Consider the following 17509-nt stretch of genomic DNA (forward strand, 5'->3'; position numbering starts at 1 on the left):
AATGCTCGCGCGGATCCCGCGTGTCCTCGGAATGCCCTCAGCTCGGCGCCTCCCTGCGCTGCGACCATGAACGGGTCGACGCCTGCTCCCCGCGCGACCGCGCGAGGGAGGAGGGCGCGCTCGGCGAGCTCCGCCGCCAGCCCGCGCCGCCTGGCCACGGCGTGGCCAGGCAGCTCCGCGAGCAGGCGCAGGGCGCGCTCGGCGAGCTCCTCCGCGGCTTTCAGTCGACCGATCCGCAGGGCGGCGACGCGGCCTCCGGCGGCTCCGCCGCGGGCCGGCGGCACCTCCGCGCCGGCCTCGTGACCGCGTTGATGCGGCTCATCCTCCTCCTCTACGCCGAGGCGCGCGGGCTGCTCGCCGGCGCGGAAGGCGGCGGCGCCCCGCTGGCGCGGCTCTTCGAGGAGCTCCAGGAGGAGCGGCGGCGGGGCGGCGACCTCGGGCATCGCCACGGCGCGTGGGCGCGCGTCGCGGCGCTCTTCCGTGCGCTCCTCGACCGCGGTCCCGGGGGCGCGCGCGGCGGCCTCTGCGACCCGGACGCGCACCCCTTCCTGGACGGTCGACCCTCGCTCAGCGACGGCGTGCTCCACCGCGTGCTCGCGGCGCTCCTCGCGCATGACGGCGCGCCGGTGCGCTACGGCGAGCTCGAGGTCGAGCACCTCGGCACGCTCTACGAGGGCCTGCTCGCCTTCGATCTCGAGATCGCCGAGGGCGAGTCGATGGCGCTCCTGCCGTCCCACGCGGTCGTCGACCTGGAGGCGCTCCTCGCCCTCCCGGGCGGCGAGCGCCTCGCGCGGCTCGAGGAGGTGGCGGACCTCAGGCTCGGCGCGCGCCTCGCCGCCAGCGTGGCCGCGGCGGGCAGCGTGGCCGAGCTGTCACAGGCGCTCGCGCGCCGCGCTTCCCCGCGGCAACCGGGCCGGATCGCGCGGGGCACGCTCTATCTCCAGCCGGGGCAGCTCCGGCGGCGCGCGGGCTCGTACTACACGCCGCGGGACATCACGCGCCACGTCGTCGAGCGCACGCTGTCGCCGCTGCTCGCGAGGGCCGGCGGGCCGCCGGCGGCGGACGACATCCTGGCGCTCGCGGTGTGCGATCCCGCGATGGGCTCCGGCGCGTTCCTTGTGGAGGCGTGCCGCCAGCTCGCCGCGCACCTCGCCGCAGCCTGGCAGCGCGCCGGCGCGACGCCGGGCCTCGCCCCCGGGGAGCCGCCGCTCCGCCGCGCGATGGCGCTCGTGGCCGAGCGCTGTCTGTACGGGGTCGACCTCGACCCGCTCGCGGTCGACCTCGCCAGGCTCTCGCTCTGGCTCGTCGTGCAGGACGCGGACCTTCCGCCGAGCCTCCTCGATGGGAAGCTCCGCTGCGGCGACAGCCTCATCGGCGCCGAGCGCGCGGAGATCGGCGCGTTCCCGGCCGCGGCGTGGACGCGCGGCGGGCACGCGGACGCCGCCGGGGAGCGCCGCGCGCGGCGGTCCCTGCCGCGGCGAGCTCCTGCGCGCCGGTCGCCGGCGCGCGCCGAGGGGGCGTCCTGCGACGGCGTCGAGCGCGTCGAGGAAGCGCCCTGCGACGGCGTCGAGCGCGCCGAGGGGGCGCCCTGCGATGGCCCCGAGCGCGCCGGGGGCGCGGATCAGGCGGCGCTCGACGCCTGGATGGCCCTGTGGTTCTGGCCGTCCGAAGGTGAGCTCGAGGCCCTGGCGCCGGGGCCGGCCGCGTTCGCCCGCTACATGGCCGCGGCGGGCGATCCGGCCGATCCGCGGGCGGCGGTGTCGCGCCGCATCGCCGAGGAGCGCCGGTTCCTGCACTGGGAGCTCGCGTTCCCCGGCGCCTTCGATCGCGCCGAGCCCGGCTTCGACGCCGTGATCGGCAACCCGCCCTGGGTCGCGTACGTCGGCCGCGCGGCGCAGCCGATCGCGCCCGAGGTCTTCAACCTCTACCTCCGGCGGAACCCGGCCTTCCACGGCTACCGCTCGCTGCACGGCCTGTTCGTGCACCGGGCTGCGTCGCTGCTCCGGCCGGGCGGGCGGCTCGGCCTCGTCATCCCCACGTCGGTGTCGGACCTCGATGGATACCGCCCCACGCGGCGCGCGCACGACGCGCTCTGCGCCGTCGACCCCGACCTCCCGAGCTTCGGCAGCGACGCGTTCGAGGGCGTCTTCCAGCCGTGCATGGGCCTCCTCTCGACCCGCCTCGCGCCCGCGCCCCCCCGGGCTGCGGCGAGCGCCTCCTGCTGGCCGCTCGCGCGCTCGGATCTCGACGGCGTGTCCCGGCGGCTCCTCGAGCGGCTCGGCGCGCTCAGCCCGCTGCCGGCCGCGCTGTTCGGGGAGCGCGGCTTCCAGACGTCGGCCGAGGACGCCGAGCGCATCCGGCGCGCGGACGTCCCCGTGCCGCCGTACACCTGCCCCATCCGCGAGGGCACCGACGTGGGCGAGCTCATCGCGCGCGCGCCGCGCCACCACGTCGATCGCGCGGGCGTGAAGGGCCGCTTCCGGAAGGACGAGGACTGGAAGGCGGTGCGGCTGCTCATCCGCCAGACCGCCCGCTACCCGATCGCCGCGCTGAGCGACGGCCTCCCGTTTCGCAACTCGATCCTGGCCGGCTTCTGCGACGCCACCTGGAGCGAGTTCGCGCTGCTCTGCTACCTCAACTCCTCTCCTGTGCGCTGGTGGCATTACACCCGACACCGGGATGCGCGCGAGGGCATGCCGCAGGTGAAGATCGCGCACCTGCGGGCGATCCCGGCGCCCCCGCCGGCGCGGGCCGACCTGATCGGCGCGCTCGACGCGCTCGGGCGGGAGCTCGGCCCGGCGAACGCAGGCCTGCCGGCCGAGGCGCGGCGCCACCTGGACGGCGTGGTGGCGAACATGCTGGAGATGACCGAGGAAGAGCGGAGCTGCGTCGCGCGCTGGGCGGCGGCGACGCCCCTCCCGCGGCCGGACGGCTGAGCGGCGTCCGGCGGGGCGCGCTCTTCGTTATCAGTAGCCGCCGTCGAAGCCGGGCGCGTCCTTCAGGTTGAACAGGACGCTGCGGAGATCATCCAGCTCGAACGGCTTTTCGATGACCGCCGAGGCGCCCAGGCTCCGTGCGGCCGCGCGGAGGCGGGGATCGCCGAACGCCGTGATCAGGATGACCGGTGGCCGGCGTCTCAGCTCGGCGAGGCCCTCCAGGATCTCCATCCCCGAGAAGCAGGGCATCTGGATATCGCTGACGATCGCGTCGATCGGCTCCGGGGGTTCCTTCCCACCGAGCCAGGGCGCCACCTTGTCGAGCAGCTCGAGGCCATTGCGCGCCTCGGACACCTCGAACCCGTCGCGGCGGAGCGCCATCGCGAGCGTTGAGCGCATGTCGTCGTCGTCTTCGGCCAGGACAATATGCTGGCCTTTACCGAACAAACCGCAAGGCGGGACCAAGGGCTTATCGCCAATCCAGCTTTCGGTCAGGTTCATGGCAGCTTCTCCATTCTTCTGGCCCGCCCCAGGTGGACCTTTCGGGCCGTCTACCGCGGTCCTCGGAGCTCAGCCCCACCTGAATTGCAGCGCCCGTGCCATGCTGTCCTGCTTTGCGGTGGAGCGGGCTCGACGAGGTCATCGCGCTCGCGGGGCGCGCCGCTGTCCGCGGCGTAAGCCGTGCCAGCAGGAGCCACGTCCCGTGCGGTAGGGGCAATTTGTCGCGCAAGGGGCAGAACACGCCCATCGCTGGGGCACTCCGGTCCCCTGCCCCGACGGGGCCGGTGCGTCGTGGCGTGGTCGCGATTCACCATCGCGCGCAGGGTCGTTCCACTCGCAGCGGGAGCGCCGGTGCGTCGCGTGTCAGGGCCGGCGATCTACCTGCGCCCGGAGGCCGTTGGCCGGAGAGGTCGGCGACCTTGGAACAGCCGGAACGGTCGCGGGGTCGAGGGCGCCTTCAGAGAGATGAGGCTGCCTCTCGTTGACGGGCTCGTTCGGTGGGAAGGAGCGGGGAGGGGGAGGAACAGGGGAGGGGGAGGGGCCAGCGCCGTCACGCTCGAGTCAGGTCGCTCGGGCGGGCGCTGGCCCAGGGACGCCGGCGCTTATCGGTCAGCGGCAGCCGCGGTCGTTGTCGCGGTCATTCCGGTCGTTGTCGCAGTCCAGGTCATCGCGGTGCGGCGCGCAGAGGTAGCCGTTGTTGTACTTGTCGAGCTTCTCGGCGAGCGGCTCGCCGATCTCCCACGGGGAGTTCTTACCCTTGTCCTTGACGTTGCCGCCGAGCGGGTACTTCTTGAGCCACGCATCCGCCTTGGCGATGGTGTCCTCAATGCAGCTCGACTGGTTGCCGATACCGACGTTGAGCTTGGCGACGATGAGGTGCTTCGCGATGATGTACGTGACGTCGCCCTTGGTCGGACGGCTGATGATGTCGAGGAGCTCGGACTTCGTGTACGTCTTGCCGCCGATCGTCAGCTTCGAGACCTTCCACGCGCCCGCGTGGTTCTTCCAGTAGCCGGGGGAGCCGGTGCCGGGGGACGCGCACTGGCAGGAGCCGCAGTCGGCCGCGCAGCTCGAGCAGTTCTCGACGCCCGCCTGGCAGACTCCATCGCCGCAGACCGGCGCGCACGCGCCGCAGTCGGCCGCGCAGCTCCCGCAGGTCTCACCGACCTCGCAGACGCCGCTGCCGCAGACCGGCGGGCAGATGCCGCAGTCGCTCGGGCACTCGAGGCAGCTCTCGCCGGCCTCGCAGCTGTCGTTGCCGCAGACCGCGGGGCAAGCGCCGCAGTCGCCGGCGCAGTTCGCGCAGTCCTCGCCGTTCTCGCAGACGTTGTTGCCGCAGACCGCGGGGCAGGCGCCGCAGTCGTCCGAGCAGGTGCCGCAGTCCTCGCCGGCCTCGCACGTGTCGTTGCCGCACACGGGCGGGCAGGCGCCGCAGTCGTCCGAGCAGCTCCCGCAGCTCTCGCTCGCGTCGCAGGTGCCGTCGCCGCAGACGGGCGCGCAGACGTCGCAGTCGGTGCTGCAGCTCCCGCAGTCCTCGCCGATCTCGCAGGTGCCATTGCCGCAGACGGGCGGGCAGATGCCGCAGTCGACGGCGCAGGTGGAGCAGCTCTCGTCGCCGCCGCAGACGCCGTTGCCGCAGGAGAGCTGGTAGCCGAAGTCCGCGTCGAGGAGGTCCTGGGCCCAGCCGAGCACGACCGTGCCGACGTTGTCGAGCCCGCCGTCCGGGTCGGCCGTCTGCTCTTGTCCGGCGAGCGGACCGCTCGTCATGAAGTTGTCGGAGGTGATGACCACCGAGTAGGTGCCCGCCGAGAGCGTGTCGAAGAGGTAGAAGCCAGGCTGGCCGGTGTAGGGGCTGTTGCCGGTGAGGGTGAAGTCGAGCAGCTGGTCGCCCTGGAACAGCTCGACGCGGACGCCGTTGACGCCGAGCTCGCCCGTCTCCGGCTCGTAGAGCCCGTCGGCGTCGCTGTCGAGCCAGACCGTGTCGCCGATCGACGAGTACGTCACGTACCCGAAGTCGGCGTCGGTCACGTTCTCTCCCGCGTCGAGGGACACGGCGAGCGGCTCGTCGTCGGTGGTAAGGAAGTGCCCGAGCGGCAGCGTCGCGTCGTCGATGGCGACGACATAACAGCCCGCTTCGACGTCGCTGAAGCGGTAGACGCCTGTCGCGCCGGTCGCGGTCGTCTGGAGGGCGGCGCCGTCGGCCGAGCCGTCGCAGTTCGTGTCGGCGAAGAGGTCGACGACGACGTCGGAGATGCCGGGCTCGGAGGCGTCCTCGACGCCGTCGGCGTTCGCGTCGAACCACACCTTGTCGCCGATCGTGCCCTTTGGCGCCGTGTAACAGACCTCGAGGAGCGGGCGGTACGAAGGGTCGGTGTGGGCGCTGCCTTTGTAAGATGTCTTTCCGGAGGAGCTCTCCTCGAGGAGGATCCCGTAGCTCGGCGAGACGCCGCCCACCCAGTCCTGCACGAGCCCGGTGAGGTCGACCGAGCTCCATCCTGTGACGTTGGGCACGAACGAGGTGAACGTGGTGGGGTCGATGCCGCCGAGGTTGTTCCAGGTGACGTCCCCCTCGTTCCAGGGGGCGAGCACCTGGTGGACGTACACGGTCTGGGCCGTGCTCGTGTAGGTCAGGGCGTAGAACTTGGCCGACGTGACGAGCGAGCCGGCGGGGATGGGGCTCAGATCGAAGCGGAAGAGGGCGCGCTTCTCGCCGACGGTGCTGGAGTAGCCGGTGTTCACTTCATGGGGGGACGGGACGTGATAGCTCGGGGCAAGGCTCCAGATCTCGGCGTTGTAGATGTCGCCCAGGACACCCCGCTTGATCACGGTGCACGTGGGGGATGGCGAAGAGGTGTTGGCGAGGCTGGTGGCGGCGATGAACAGGGTGGCGAGCGCGGCGGATGAGGCGATTGCGACTTGCTTCATTTGTAGCTCCTTGAGGTCCTCACGGGTGAACCATTGCTGGAGCGTCATCCGGATGGCAGGTACCATGACACACGGGTCAGGCGAGGTCGGTTTCGCGGGCTCCTATCGGACTGCGCCCCGCGGGCTGATCAGGATCAGATCAGGTACGCGGGCGCTTTGGCTTCGATCGGAGAGCGGATGCGCAAAGGGACAGTGTTCAAACTAGCAACTCACTACTGGAAGTGTCCAGATCTTTTTTCTGGGAGACACAAGAAAAACACCGAGGTGCGCAGTGACAATTTTGGGACGTGCGGTGACGCTTTTGGGCCGTTTGCGTTCCGTGAAGAGGAGCGCTGGCACGAGGGAGATCCGCAGCATGGGTTGATGGGCGCGGGATGGGTGCGTGGCGGGTGCGGCGGCGCGTTTCGACACCTCGCACACCTCGCACGCTCTGCGTCCTCCGCGCGCGTCGCGGCCCTCTCCAGCCCTCATGTCGGCCAGGGGCTGAACAGGATCGGATCAGGCACGCGGGGGTGTCTGACGAGATTTGATGCAGAGCGCGCACAGGACCATTTTTCAAGATAACGAATCTCTGTTTCGCCTGTCTAGACCCTTTTCGAGGCGCGCTGCTTTTTCATGTGTTGGGGCCTGCGTCGGGAGGGCCCTGCCGCGCGTCGGGTTGGGTGCTCGCCGCGTTCTCGCCCGCGCTCTCGCCTCGTCCGCGTCCTCGCCGCCCTGGGCGAGGACGCACGGAGCGAGCGAGCCGACTCAGGCCGCGAGCCTGCCGGCTGCCGTCCGTGCGCGGGCGCTGCTAGGGTTCGGCTGTGGGACGCCCGCTGCTCGCCTCGCCGGCCCTGCTCCTCGCGTCGCTCGCGTCGCTCGTCGTTCCGGGCACGGGCGCGGCGCAGGGCCAGCCGACGCTGGGCGGGGCCTGGACCGCGAGCGCGCTCTCCGAACAGTGGTCGGTCGACGCGTGGGGGGAGGCGTGCGGGCCCAGGCCGCGCCCGCAGGGCGCCCCGGGCGGCGGCGTGCAGATCCAGCAGCACGGCTCGGAGCTCTCGATCTCGGGCGCCGGACGGTCGTGGAGCACCGCCGAGTGCTGGGAGCAGATGCCCGGGCTCGCGCGCAGCAAGCACTCGGCCTCCGGCGACGCGCGCTCCTGGCAGACGCGCTGCACGACGCCGCCGAACGACCCCCGCCGGGCGGTCGTCACCACGACGACGCAGGCGACCGACACCAGCATCAACATGGTCGAGACGGGGCAGTACGAGTTCATCATCCAGAACACGACCTGCAGCGCCTCCGTGACGAGGACGCGGTCCTACACGCTCGTCCGGCGCGAGGGCGAGGCGCCCCCCGCGGCGAGCGCTCCGCCCATCGCGAGCGCTCCGCCCATCGCGAGCGCTCGGCCCGCCGCGCCCGCCGCCTCCGAGAAGAAGCCCGCCGCCTCGCGCACCTGCGACGCCCCCGGCGATCCGGCGCGCCTCGAGGTCACGCCGTCGCGCAAGCTCATGCGGCCGGGCGAGCGCTTCCAGTTCCGCGCGCTGGTCATGGATGCGGCAGGGTGCGCGCTCCCGACGAGGCCCGCGTGGTCGATCGCGTCCGGGCCGCTCGCGTCCGCCGCGACGGTCGACGCGACCGGCGCCCTCTCGCTCGGCGCCGACGCGGGCGAGGGGACCCTCGGCCTCGTGGCGACCGTCGCCGGCAAGGGCGTGACCGTCGCGATCGAGGTGACGAGCCCCGACCGGTACGACGCGCTCCTCGCCACGAGCGGGCTCAACGAGGCCGGCGAGAGCGATCAGGCCGCCGTCGTGGTGATCGCGGCCGGCACCATCGGCGGGCGCACCACCTCGGGCGAGGACCTGGGGCGCCAGCGCAAGAACCTGTTCGTCGCCATCGTGGGCGGGGTCGCCGCCTGCCTCGGGTTTGCGGGGTTGATCCTGCTTCGCCGCGGGCGCCGGCGCGCCGGCGGCGAGCTCGAAGGCCCCGCCTCGACGGGCGGCGCCCTCGGCGGGGAGCGCGGCGGCGCCGGGGCCGAGGATGCGCCCGCGTCCTCCGGTGCCGCGCTCGCGGCGCCGGCCGCGGGCGGCGCCGGGCCGGTCGGGCCGGTCGGGCCGGCGCCGCGGGCTCGCGGAAAGATCTGCCCTACCTGCGGCGAGCGCTATCCGGGCGAGGCGATGTTCTGCGGGAAAGACGGCACGCAGCTGCTCTTGCTCAACTGATCGCGTCGCCCTTGCGCGTCGCGCGGGCATGGGCGCGCGCTGCGTCATCCCGCTGCGCCGCGCCGGCGGCGATCACAAAAAAAGCCGGCTCCTTGATCGGTCTCGCGCGCTGCCGCTATCCTCAGTCAACCGACCGGGCCGCGTGATTGTGCGCGTGTGTGGTCGTTGAACCCATGCCCGCACGCCGGAACGGGAAGGGCGCCAGTCGCATGAAGATTACGTGTGAGTCGTGCCAGGCCAAGTACACGATTGCCGACGAGAAAGTCGTCGGCAAGACGGTCAAGATCAAATGCAAGAAATGCAACCACGCGATGGTCGTCCACGCCGCGAATGAGGCGGCCCCGGCCCCGTCGCAGGACGCGACGGTGGGGCAGCAGGGCGACCTCTCGGAGGACGCCGACGCGAAGCTCGACGCCGGCGGCCCGTCCTCGTCGGCGGCGCCCGACACGTGGACCGTCAACGTCGCCGAGGGCGACGAGCGGACCATGACGACCGCCCAGCTCGTGACCGAGTACGCCCGCGGAGCGCTCAGCAACGAGACCTACGTCTGGAAAGAGGGGATGACCGACTGGCTGCCGCTCGCCAGCGTCCCCGAGCTCAAAGAGCAATTTTCCACCCAGGCGGATGCGGCGTCGGCTACGGCGGCCGCTGCGGCGGCTCCAGCGGCCGCGACGCCTGCTCCTTCTGCTGCGGCGGTGCCCGCGGCCGCAGCGGTGCCCGCGGCCGCAGCGGTGCCCGCGCCTGCGGCGGTGCCTGCGCCGGCGGCGGCGCCGATCCCCGTGGCTCCGGCGCCGGCCGGGCTCAGGTTCGGCCCCGAGGGGACCGTGGTGATGAAGGACTCGAAGCGCGCGCTGAACCAGCTCGGTATCGCGCCGTCGGCGTCGGCAGCTCCGGCGCCGGACGGCGGGGCGGCGGCAGCGCCGGCCGCAGCCGCCGCGGCTGCTCCGGCGGCGCGTCGCCCGGGCCGCGCGGCCGCGGTCGATCTCTTCAGCGCCGCCGAGCGGGACGCCGAGTCGGCCGCGCCTGCCCCGCTGCCCGGCGCCGATCGTCAGGTGGGCGAGCGCAACGAGAATTCCGTCCTCTTCTCGCTCTCGGCGCTCACCGCGACCGAGAACGCGGCCAAGCAGCAGGACGATGACGCCCCGCTGGGCCGGCGTCCCTCGAGCCGCCCCGCGAAGAACAACGGGCGCACCGGCTACGACGACCTGCTGAACCTCGGTGGCGGCGCGATCGCCTCCGCGCCGATGCTCGCGCCGCCCCCCCTTCTTGCGCCGGTGACGGACTCGCTGCCACCGCCGTCGATGTCGGTCCCGGCCAAGGCGTCGGTGCCGCCCTCGCCGCTCCTGCCGCTCTCCCCGATCGCGGCGCCGGATGCCTCGGCGAAGAAGGGCCGCATGGGCCTGATCGCCGCCGCGGTCGCCGCGGTCGTGCTGATCGGCGGCGTCGCCTTCTTCTTCATGCAGTCGCCGAAGGAGGAGGCGTCCACGACCACGCCGGAGCAGACGAACACCACCGCCGCCGAGGTGCCGAGCCCGGCGGCAACGCCGGCGCCGGCGCCGACACCGACCGAGACGGCGGCCGCCACGCCGCCCCCCGCCGAGACGGCGGCGCCGGCCGCCGAGGAGCCCGCCGCGGCGGAGCCGACGCCGGATCAGCCGTCGCCCGTCGCGGCCGAGAAGCCGGCGGAGAGGGCGAAGCCGGCGTCTGCGCCCGCCGCCGCGGCGGACAAGCCGGCTGCGCAGAAGCCCGCGCCGGAGGCGGCGCCCTCCGGAGGCGGCGAGTTCAACCGCGGCGCCGCGAGCTCGGCGCTCGGCTCGGCAGCGGGCTCTGCCAAGAGCTGCAAGAAGGCCGGCGGGCCGACGGGCACCGGGAAGGTCAAGGTCACCTTCGCGCCGAGCGGCAATGTCACGTCGGCCGAGGTTCAGGGCGCGCCGTTCGCTGGAACGAGCGTCGGCGGCTGCGTGGCCAGGTTGTTCCGCAGCGCGCGCGTGCCCGCCTTCGGCGGCGGGCCGGTCGCGGTCAGCAAGTCGTTCACCATCAACTGAGCTCGGCCGGAACCCGAGCGCTCTCCGCGCGGCCGGGCTCCCGCTCGCGTCTCCAGCAGCGTCGGAGCGCTACGCCCGGCGCCGCCTGCAGAGGAGCCCCGCCAGCGCGAGCCCCGCGAGCCAGCCGGCGCTCCCATCCCGGCCTCGCGGGCTCGTCGCGCAGGCGCCGAACATGCCGCTCCCGGCAGCATAGAAGTCCTCGGGCTCCACGGTGACCTCGGTCGGCGGCGCGCCGGCGCCGGCGCCGTTGCCGTCGGTCGGGTCGTCGCTGACCGGCGCGCCGAGCGCGCCCGCCGCGGCGATCCGCGCCTGGTTCTTGATGACGTTCGGCGCGTCCGCGTCGACCGTGACCTCGAAGCGCACCGAGACGCTCCCGTCGACAGGGATGCTGCCGCCCTGCGCGCCGTCCGCCCCCTCGCCCAGCCGGAACGTGACGGTCCGCGTCTGCGGATCGTACTCGCCGAGGTCGTCTCCCGGACTGTCCGTCTGGGGACCGGCGTTCGGCCCGTCGACGATCGAGAGCGAGCCCGGGACGAACGTCACACCGGGAGGCAGCGCGTCGGTCAGCACCGCACCCACGGCGTCGTCATTGCCGGTGTTCGACGCCGTGATGACGTATTCGATGGCGTCGCCGCGGTAGGTCGGCAGCCCGCCGATGTCCCTCGCCACCTTGCTCGACTTGCTGAAGTCGGGCCCGAAGTTGGAGATCGACGTCACCCACCCCGCGAGGAAATAGAGCTCCTGGCTGCTCGTGGCGACGAGGGTCGCCCGATTGTTCCCCGGCTTGAGCTTCGCGCTCACATCCACGATGTCGATGTCGACCCCCGACATGCTCTGGGGCGTGCCCGCGATCCTCGGGAGATCACCCTCCACCGACACCGGCTCTCCGAGGGCCGATCGGGTGCTGTTGAAGAAGTTGTCCGCGGGGTTCATCGCGTCGCTCAGCGCCTCGGCCGCGTCGGGCTTCCCGGGGTTCTGGGGGTTGAAGAACACGCTGTCGCCCGAGTTCGTGTTGTCACCCTCGAACGCGACGATGCCCAGCTTCGCGGTGAAGCCGGCGTCAGGCACCTTGAAGCCCGAGAGCTCGACCCGCTGCGAGTTCCCCTCGGAGACCCGGTCGAGCCCGTCGAACAGCGCGAGGTTGCGCATCGGCGATCTCGGCGCCTCGTAGAACACCACCATCCACCACGCCACGAAGACCACATCGTCGTCGCTGTTCCTGACGTCGACGACGTCCACGCCGCCCACCCGGTAGGCCCCCGCGCCGCTCTCCTTCACGATCGAGGTGATGTCGGCGACCGACTGGTAGTTGTGCGACTCGTTGGGCTTCCCCTGGTTGATCACCGTCTCGACCGAGTCGATCGAGGTGACCGTGCCGTCGAAGCCGCCCTCGTGGTGGAGATCGACGTCGGGATCCGCGCCGGCGGTGTTGCGCGCCGCCCAGTACAGGAACGCGTGCGTCACCGTCGCTCCCTCGGGCAGCGTCAGCACCGCCGTCGTGCGCGCCATCTCCGGGGCGATATCGAGGTTCGCCTCCGCCCTGCCGTCAGCGGGCGAGTCGGAGCGCCAGAAGAGATCAGGCCCCGATTCGACGATCGATGTGCCGCAGTCGCCGACCGTGCCCTCCTTGGGCCTCGGCGTCGAAGAGCGGCACTCCTGCCCGAGCGAGCTCCCGATGAGGGCGAAGTCGCCCTGCTGATCGACCTGTACGCGCAGCTTGGGCTCGGCCGTCGCGCTGGCGGTCGTGAGGCCAATCAGCGTGAGAGACGCGAGCCCGGTGACGCCTAACTGCTTTCTCATCGATCCTCTCCGGTTTCGACCTGCGGCTTGTACGCGGCCTTCTTGATGATGTTGAACTGGACACGGCGGTTCCGCTGCCGCCCCGCCTCCGTCGCGTTGTCGTCGAGGGGCTGCTCCCGGCCGTAGCCCAGGGCGGTCAGCCGCGTCGAGTCGATGCCGCGGCGGACCAGCGCCGCCATGACGGAGTTGGCGCGGTTATGCGACAGGACCTTGTTGTGCTCGTCGGTGCCCCGATCGTCGGTGTGGCCCTGGATCTCGATGAGCACGATCTCCGGGTGCTCCTCCAGCACCTGCGCGACCTCGTCGAGCAGCGGATCGCTCACCGGCTTGATGGTGGCCTTGTTCGTGTCGAACTGCACCTGCTGGAGGATCACGACGTTCTTGTCCGTCACCCGCACCGCCTTCGGGCAGCCGTGCTTCTCGGGGTCCGGATCCGCGAAGCCCTTCTCCCTCGGGCAGGCGTCCTCGTCGTCGCGGAACAGGTCGCCGTCCGTGTCGCGCGGGCAGCCGTTGTTCGTCGGGTCCTTCGAGCGGAACCCCTTCACCTCGGGGCAGGCGTCATCGCTGTCGGGCACGCCGTCCTCGTCCTGGTCCGGCGGGCAGCCGTTCTTGCGCGGATCGTCGCTGCGCACGCCCGGCACGAGCGGGCACGCGTCGTCGGCGTCGGCGATGCCGTCGTCGTCGCGGTCCGGCGGCGGCGGGCAGCCGTTCTTGCGCGGATCGTCGCTGCGCACGCCCGGCACGAGCGGGCACGCGTCTTCGGCGTCGACGATGCCGTCGTTGTCGCGGTCGGGCGGCGGCGGGCAGCCGTGCTTGCGCGGGTCGTCGCTGCGCACGCCCGGCACCTTCGGGCAGGCGTCCTCGGGATCGGGGACGCCGTCCCTGTCCGCGTCCCGCGGCTGCTCCGGCGTGAAGGCGGCCATGGCGACGAAGCGCAGGTCGGGCGTCCCGAGCCCCGAGGTGAGCCCCGGCCCGACGCCGATGCCGGCCTCCAGGAACGGGAGGAACCGATACCGCGCGTCGAGGAGGAGCTCCGCGTTGATCGAGCGAGCGCTGATGTCCTCGAGCACCATCGCGGTGCTGAGCTCCGGCCCCACCTGGAGCCGGCCGTCGGCGGCGAGGAGCCCGACGCCGCCGCCCAGGGTGAGCATCGTCCCCTGCGCCACGCCGCCGAACGACTGGGAGCGCCGGATCTCGGTGCCCAGCGAGGTCGACCAGACAAGCCGCTCCAGGCGGCCGCCGGCGGCGACGTAAGGCATCGCGCGGACGCTCCCGTCGCTCACGAACGAGTCGTCCGCGCCGGTGGGCAGCCAGAGGTACGCGCCGACCGCGAGCTGGAGCGGGTCGTGGTACGTGCCATAGACCTGCACGCGCGCGCCGAGCCGCAGGTCGCCGAGCTCCGCGCCGCTCGGGGACGCGAACTCGCGGCCGCCGCCGTTCGGGCTCTCTCCCGACTGGAGCGCGGTGAGCGGCGCGTCGAGATCGAAGCTCACCTTGTTCCAGAGCGGGAGCGACGCGTTGAGCCGGAACGTGAGCTGATCGCTGACGACCGCGCCGATCTCGGCGCCGTCGCGCTCGCGCCGCAGGACGAGCGGATTGCTCGCGTAATCGGTCAGCAGCATCACGTGGGGCGTCAGGTGGCCTGGCGCGAACGGCGACGGTACGCTGAACATGCGGTCCCCGGCCGGCGCCGGGACGAAGCGGCTCAGGGCCATACCCTCGGGCTTGACGGGCGCGTCCTGCGCGCGGGCGGGCGCGGCGGCGAGGGCGGCCAGCGCGACCGCCAGCGAGCAGAAAGACCGAGATCTCATGAGGGGGCACACCCTGCGTCGGCGAATTTCGCATGACGAGTTAAGCCGCTGTCACGGACCAGTATACCGGCCGGCAACTGCGGAGTCTTGGGCAACGAGCGACGTGGGCTACATCTTCGTAGGACTTGCGCGCACCTCCCCGGACCCTCTGAACGAACGAGAGGTGGCCGCGCCGGGATGGGCAAGGAGGCGGCTCCGCTCGCAGGCACGACCCGATGCTACGTCATGCGGTCCGCCACCGGAAGCGCAGCGCGACGCCCGCCGCCAGGCGCGCGTCCCCCGGCGGCAGGGCCGGCGCGACATCCGCAGAGCAGGTATGTCTCTCCGTTCACGAACGCCTCTGTCTACACAGCAAGACAAGACACGATGGCGGAGCGGCGCACGCGGGTCGAAGAGCCGATGTCGCGCGCCGCGGGGCCCGAGGCGCCGAACACCGATTCAATGTGGGGTGGAAATTTGCACCACGATTGGCTTCGGGGAGGAGGTCGTCGCTGCGCCGGGGATTGTGGAGCGCCGCTCCGTCGGGGCGGGCGGCGCGCGGTCCGGTCGCGACCGAGGCCCGCCGGCGGTGGCGGTTCGTGTTCGAGTGCCTGCGCTCCGGACGCCGAACGGCTATGGTTGGCGGGACATCGCGATGGGCATCCTCCTCAAGCGCGCGCTCGACCAGGCGGCGGTCTGGCACCGAGCACAGAAGCGCAAGTATCCGAACGCCGACGTCCCCTACATCAGCCACCTCGCCGGTGTCGCGGTCCTGCTCGCGCGCCACGGCTTCGACGACGAGGTGGTCGCGGCCGGCGCGCTGCACGACGCCATGGAGGACCAGGGCGTCACGTTCGACGAGCTGGTCCAGCACTTCGGCGAGCGCGTCGCCACGCTCGTCCGCCACGTGACCGAGCAGGACAGGTCGCTTCCCTGGGAGGACAGGAAGCGGCTCTATCTCGAGGCGTTTCCCGGAAAGCCCTGGGAAGCACAGGCGATCACGCTGGCGGACAAGATAGACAACCTCCAGTCCATCATCGTCTGCTCGCGCGAGCACGGCGATCCGTGGCCGATGTTCAAGCGCGGCAGGGAGGTGCAGGTCGCCAGGTTCGAAGAGCTGCGCGCGATGGGCCGAGCGCTGGCGCCGCACCCGCTCGTCGACGAGTACGAGGCCGTGCTCGACGAGCTCCTGTCGACGGGCTGAGCGCCCGCGCCCCGGAGCGCGCGACGCGCGCAGGGCCCGCCGCCGGGGCGGGAGGTCGGTTCACGGCCAGGAGATCCTGCAGATCGAGACCTCGGAGACAGGGTGTGTCTCGAACGTGAACGAGGTGACGACGCCGAAGTCGCCGCCGTCTGCCAGAGCGCACCATGGACGGTGAGGAGATCCGCGCCGGCACCGTCGAGCTCCGCCGGGCCCACGCCCCGCCCTGTGCCAGTTCGAGCGCGCGCCCCCCATGCGCTCCCTATCAGGTGAGCACGACAAGCACCTTCCCGGCCGTCCCGGACGAGCAATAACCGCCCTGCTCTCCGGGTCGCGCGGCGTCCCGACGCGGGCTGCGCGCGCGCTGATAGCCGCTCACCGGCACATGGGATGCACCGTCGTGCCGAGAGCTCTCCAAGGAGGGACCGATGAAGCTGCTGTCTCCGCGACTCCATGGGTACGTCGATTATGCGGTCGTCGTCCTGCTCGCGTTCGCGCCGCTCGCGCTCGGCTTCGGGCCGGTGCCGACGGCGGTCTCCTCTGTCGCCGCCCTGACGCACCTCGCCCTGACGCTGCTCTCCGACCAACCGTTCGGCGCCGCCAGGAAGATCCCGTTTCCGGTGCACGGAGCGCTGGAGTCCTCCCTCGGTGTCGGTCTCGTCGCCTCGCCCTGGCTGTTCGGTTTCTCCGCCGAGGGCCCGGCGCGGATCTTCTCCGTGGTCACCGGGCTCGCGCTGTTGCTCGTCGTCCTCGCGACGAGGTACACGGCCGGCATCCTCTCGCGGCCGGAGCCCTACGACCGCTACGATCGTTGAGCCGCGCGGGCGGCGCTCAGCCGGCGGCGGCCTGCGCCGCCTGCGCCTCGCGCATCACCTCGGACCAGGCCGGATCCGGGCGCGACACCTCCAGGGCGATCGCCAGCGGATCCTCGCCGGCCTCGATGGCGAGGCGCGCCGCAGCAGAGCCGGTGAGCAGATCGAAGGCCGGGATCGTGTCGACGTACTCGTAACGCTCGGTGCGGAAACGGAACTGCTCGGGCTGCTGCCTGAAGGCAAACGCGGTGAGCGCGAGGTAGGTGGCGACTGGACGGAAGGTGCGCGGGTCGGTGACGTGGACCTGGACGCCGCCGCAGGTCTTGCCGGCGTGCTTCTGGAAGGTGGGCCGGAAGGTGAGCGGCCGCGCGATGAACCCGAGCAGCCCCGTGGACGCGAGGCGCGCGGCGAGATCGCGGCCGTCGAGCCAGGGCGCGCCGACGATCTCGAAGGGGCGCGTCGTGCCGCGGCCCTCCGACAGGTTCGTCCCCTCGATCAGGCAGCCGCCCGGATAGACGAGCGCTGTGTCCGTCGCCGGCATGTTGGGCGAGGGGAGGACGAACGGACGATCCCACTCGGCGGCGAGCGCCTCGCGGCGATGTTCCTCGACCGCCACGACCTGCAGGCCGCAGGCGACGTCGCCGAGCGGGATGCCCTCGCGCCGCGCGAAGAGCGCGACCAGCTCGCCCATCGTGAGCGAATGGCGGATCGGCACGGGCTCGAGGCCCACGAACGAGAGGAATCCAGGCGCCTGCGTCGCGCCCTCGACGCTCTCCAGCGCGCAGCCGACGGGGTTCGGCCGGTCGAGCAGCACGACGTGCACGCCCGCCGCGTGGGCCGCCCGCAGCGCGAGCAGCGCCGTCCAGACGAACGTGTAATAGCGCGCGCCGACGTCGGCGAGATCGATGAGGAGCAGGTCGATCTCCGCGAGATCGGCCGCGGAAGGCGAGAGATCCTCGAAGCGATCGCCGTACAGGCTGACGATGCGCGCGCCGGAGCGCGCGTCGACGGCGCTCGTCACCGACGCCATGTCCTGCGCCTCGCCGCCATAGCCGTGCTCCGGGCCGAAGAAGAGGCGCGGGCGCACGCCGAGGTGCTCGAGGACGAACGCGATGTGGGTGAGGTCGCGATCGACGCTCGCCGGGTGCGCAAGGACCCCCAGGCGAGCCGATCGGATGCGCTGGAGCTGCGAGAGATCCGGGAGACGGTCGAGTCCGATGTGCACGGTACCCTGACTACCAAGCCGAGCGCGGGTAGTCCATTTGTCCGCGTCGGATTTTCCGGGGGCGCCGGCGCGG

10 protein-coding genes are annotated in these 17509 nt (G+C 72.2%); 5 read left to right on the forward strand and 5 right to left on the reverse strand.

Going from position 1 to position 17509, the window contains the following annotated elements; all coding sequences use genetic code 11:
- The first annotated feature begins 20 nt into the window (after positions 1 to 20).
- Positions 21 to 2936 carry an Eco57I restriction-modification methylase domain-containing protein gene (locus tag WMF17_RS42090; protein WP_437646564.1) on the forward strand — a complete coding sequence of 972 codons (2916 nt, stop codon included), beginning with the start codon at positions 21 to 23 and terminating at the stop codon, positions 2934 to 2936.
- 30 nt (positions 2937 to 2966) lie between these two features.
- Here the strand turns inward: WMF17_RS42090 and WMF17_RS42095 are convergent, their stop codons facing one another.
- Positions 2967 to 3437, reverse strand: coding sequence for a response regulator (locus tag WMF17_RS42095; protein ID WP_437599183.1), 471 nt, complete (start codon positions 3435 to 3437; stop codon positions 2967 to 2969).
- A 609-nt stretch (positions 3438 to 4046) separates the two neighbouring features.
- Entirely contained in the window at positions 4047 to 6362 is a 2316-nt protein-coding gene (locus WMF17_RS42100) for an SdrD B-like domain-containing protein (RefSeq protein ID WP_437599184.1), read from the reverse strand.
- Between the two features lie 803 nt (positions 6363 to 7165).
- On the opposite strand from WMF17_RS42100, the gene WMF17_RS42105 reads away from it, so the two are divergent.
- Together WMF17_RS42105 and WMF17_RS42110 are read left to right on the forward strand one after the other, a co-directional pair.
- Complete coding sequence (locus WMF17_RS42105; protein ID WP_437646565.1) at positions 7166 to 8563, forward strand: hypothetical protein; 1398 nt, start codon at positions 7166 to 7168, stop codon at positions 8561 to 8563.
- 209 nt (positions 8564 to 8772) lie between these two features.
- Complete coding sequence (locus tag WMF17_RS42110) at positions 8773 to 10608, forward strand: zinc-ribbon domain-containing protein (RefSeq protein WP_437646566.1); 1836 nt, start codon at positions 8773 to 8775, stop codon at positions 10606 to 10608.
- A gap of 69 nt (positions 10609 to 10677) precedes the next feature.
- Here WMF17_RS42110 and WMF17_RS42115 read toward each other — a convergent pair whose 3' ends face one another.
- Positions 10678 to 12408, reverse strand: a complete 1731-nt coding sequence (locus WMF17_RS42115) for a DUF3344 domain-containing protein (RefSeq protein ID WP_437599187.1) — start codon at positions 12406 to 12408, stop codon at positions 10678 to 10680.
- Positions 12405 to 14219, reverse strand: a complete 1815-nt coding sequence (locus tag WMF17_RS42120; RefSeq protein ID WP_437646567.1) for an OmpA family protein — start codon at positions 14217 to 14219, stop codon at positions 12405 to 12407. Before WMF17_RS42120 ends, WMF17_RS42115 begins: the two co-directional genes overlap by 4 nt.
- A gap of 634 nt (positions 14220 to 14853) precedes the next feature.
- Here WMF17_RS42120 and WMF17_RS42125 point away from each other — a divergent pair.
- The gene (locus tag WMF17_RS42125) at positions 14854 to 15402 is read left to right on the forward strand and encodes an HD domain-containing protein (protein ID WP_437646568.1); all 549 of its coding nucleotides are present in this window, start codon (positions 14854 to 14856) and stop codon (positions 15400 to 15402) included.
- A gap of 425 nt (positions 15403 to 15827) precedes the next feature.
- Positions 15828 to 16214, forward strand: coding sequence for an SPW repeat domain-containing protein (locus tag WMF17_RS42130; RefSeq protein ID WP_437599190.1), 387 nt, complete (start codon positions 15828 to 15830; stop codon positions 16212 to 16214).
- Positions 16215 to 16230: 16 nt separating this feature from the next.
- Here the strand turns inward: WMF17_RS42130 and WMF17_RS42135 are convergent, their stop codons facing one another.
- Positions 16231 to 17436 (reverse strand): exo-beta-N-acetylmuramidase NamZ family protein, encoded by a 1206-nt coding sequence (locus tag WMF17_RS42135; RefSeq protein WP_437599192.1) that lies wholly within the window; start codon positions 17434 to 17436, stop codon positions 16231 to 16233.
- Positions 17437 to 17509: the final 73 nt, after the last annotated feature.

Source organism: Sorangium sp. So ce362 (assembly GCF_051519845.1).
Lineage (GTDB): Bacteria > Myxococcota_A > Polyangia > Polyangiales > Polyangiaceae > Sorangium.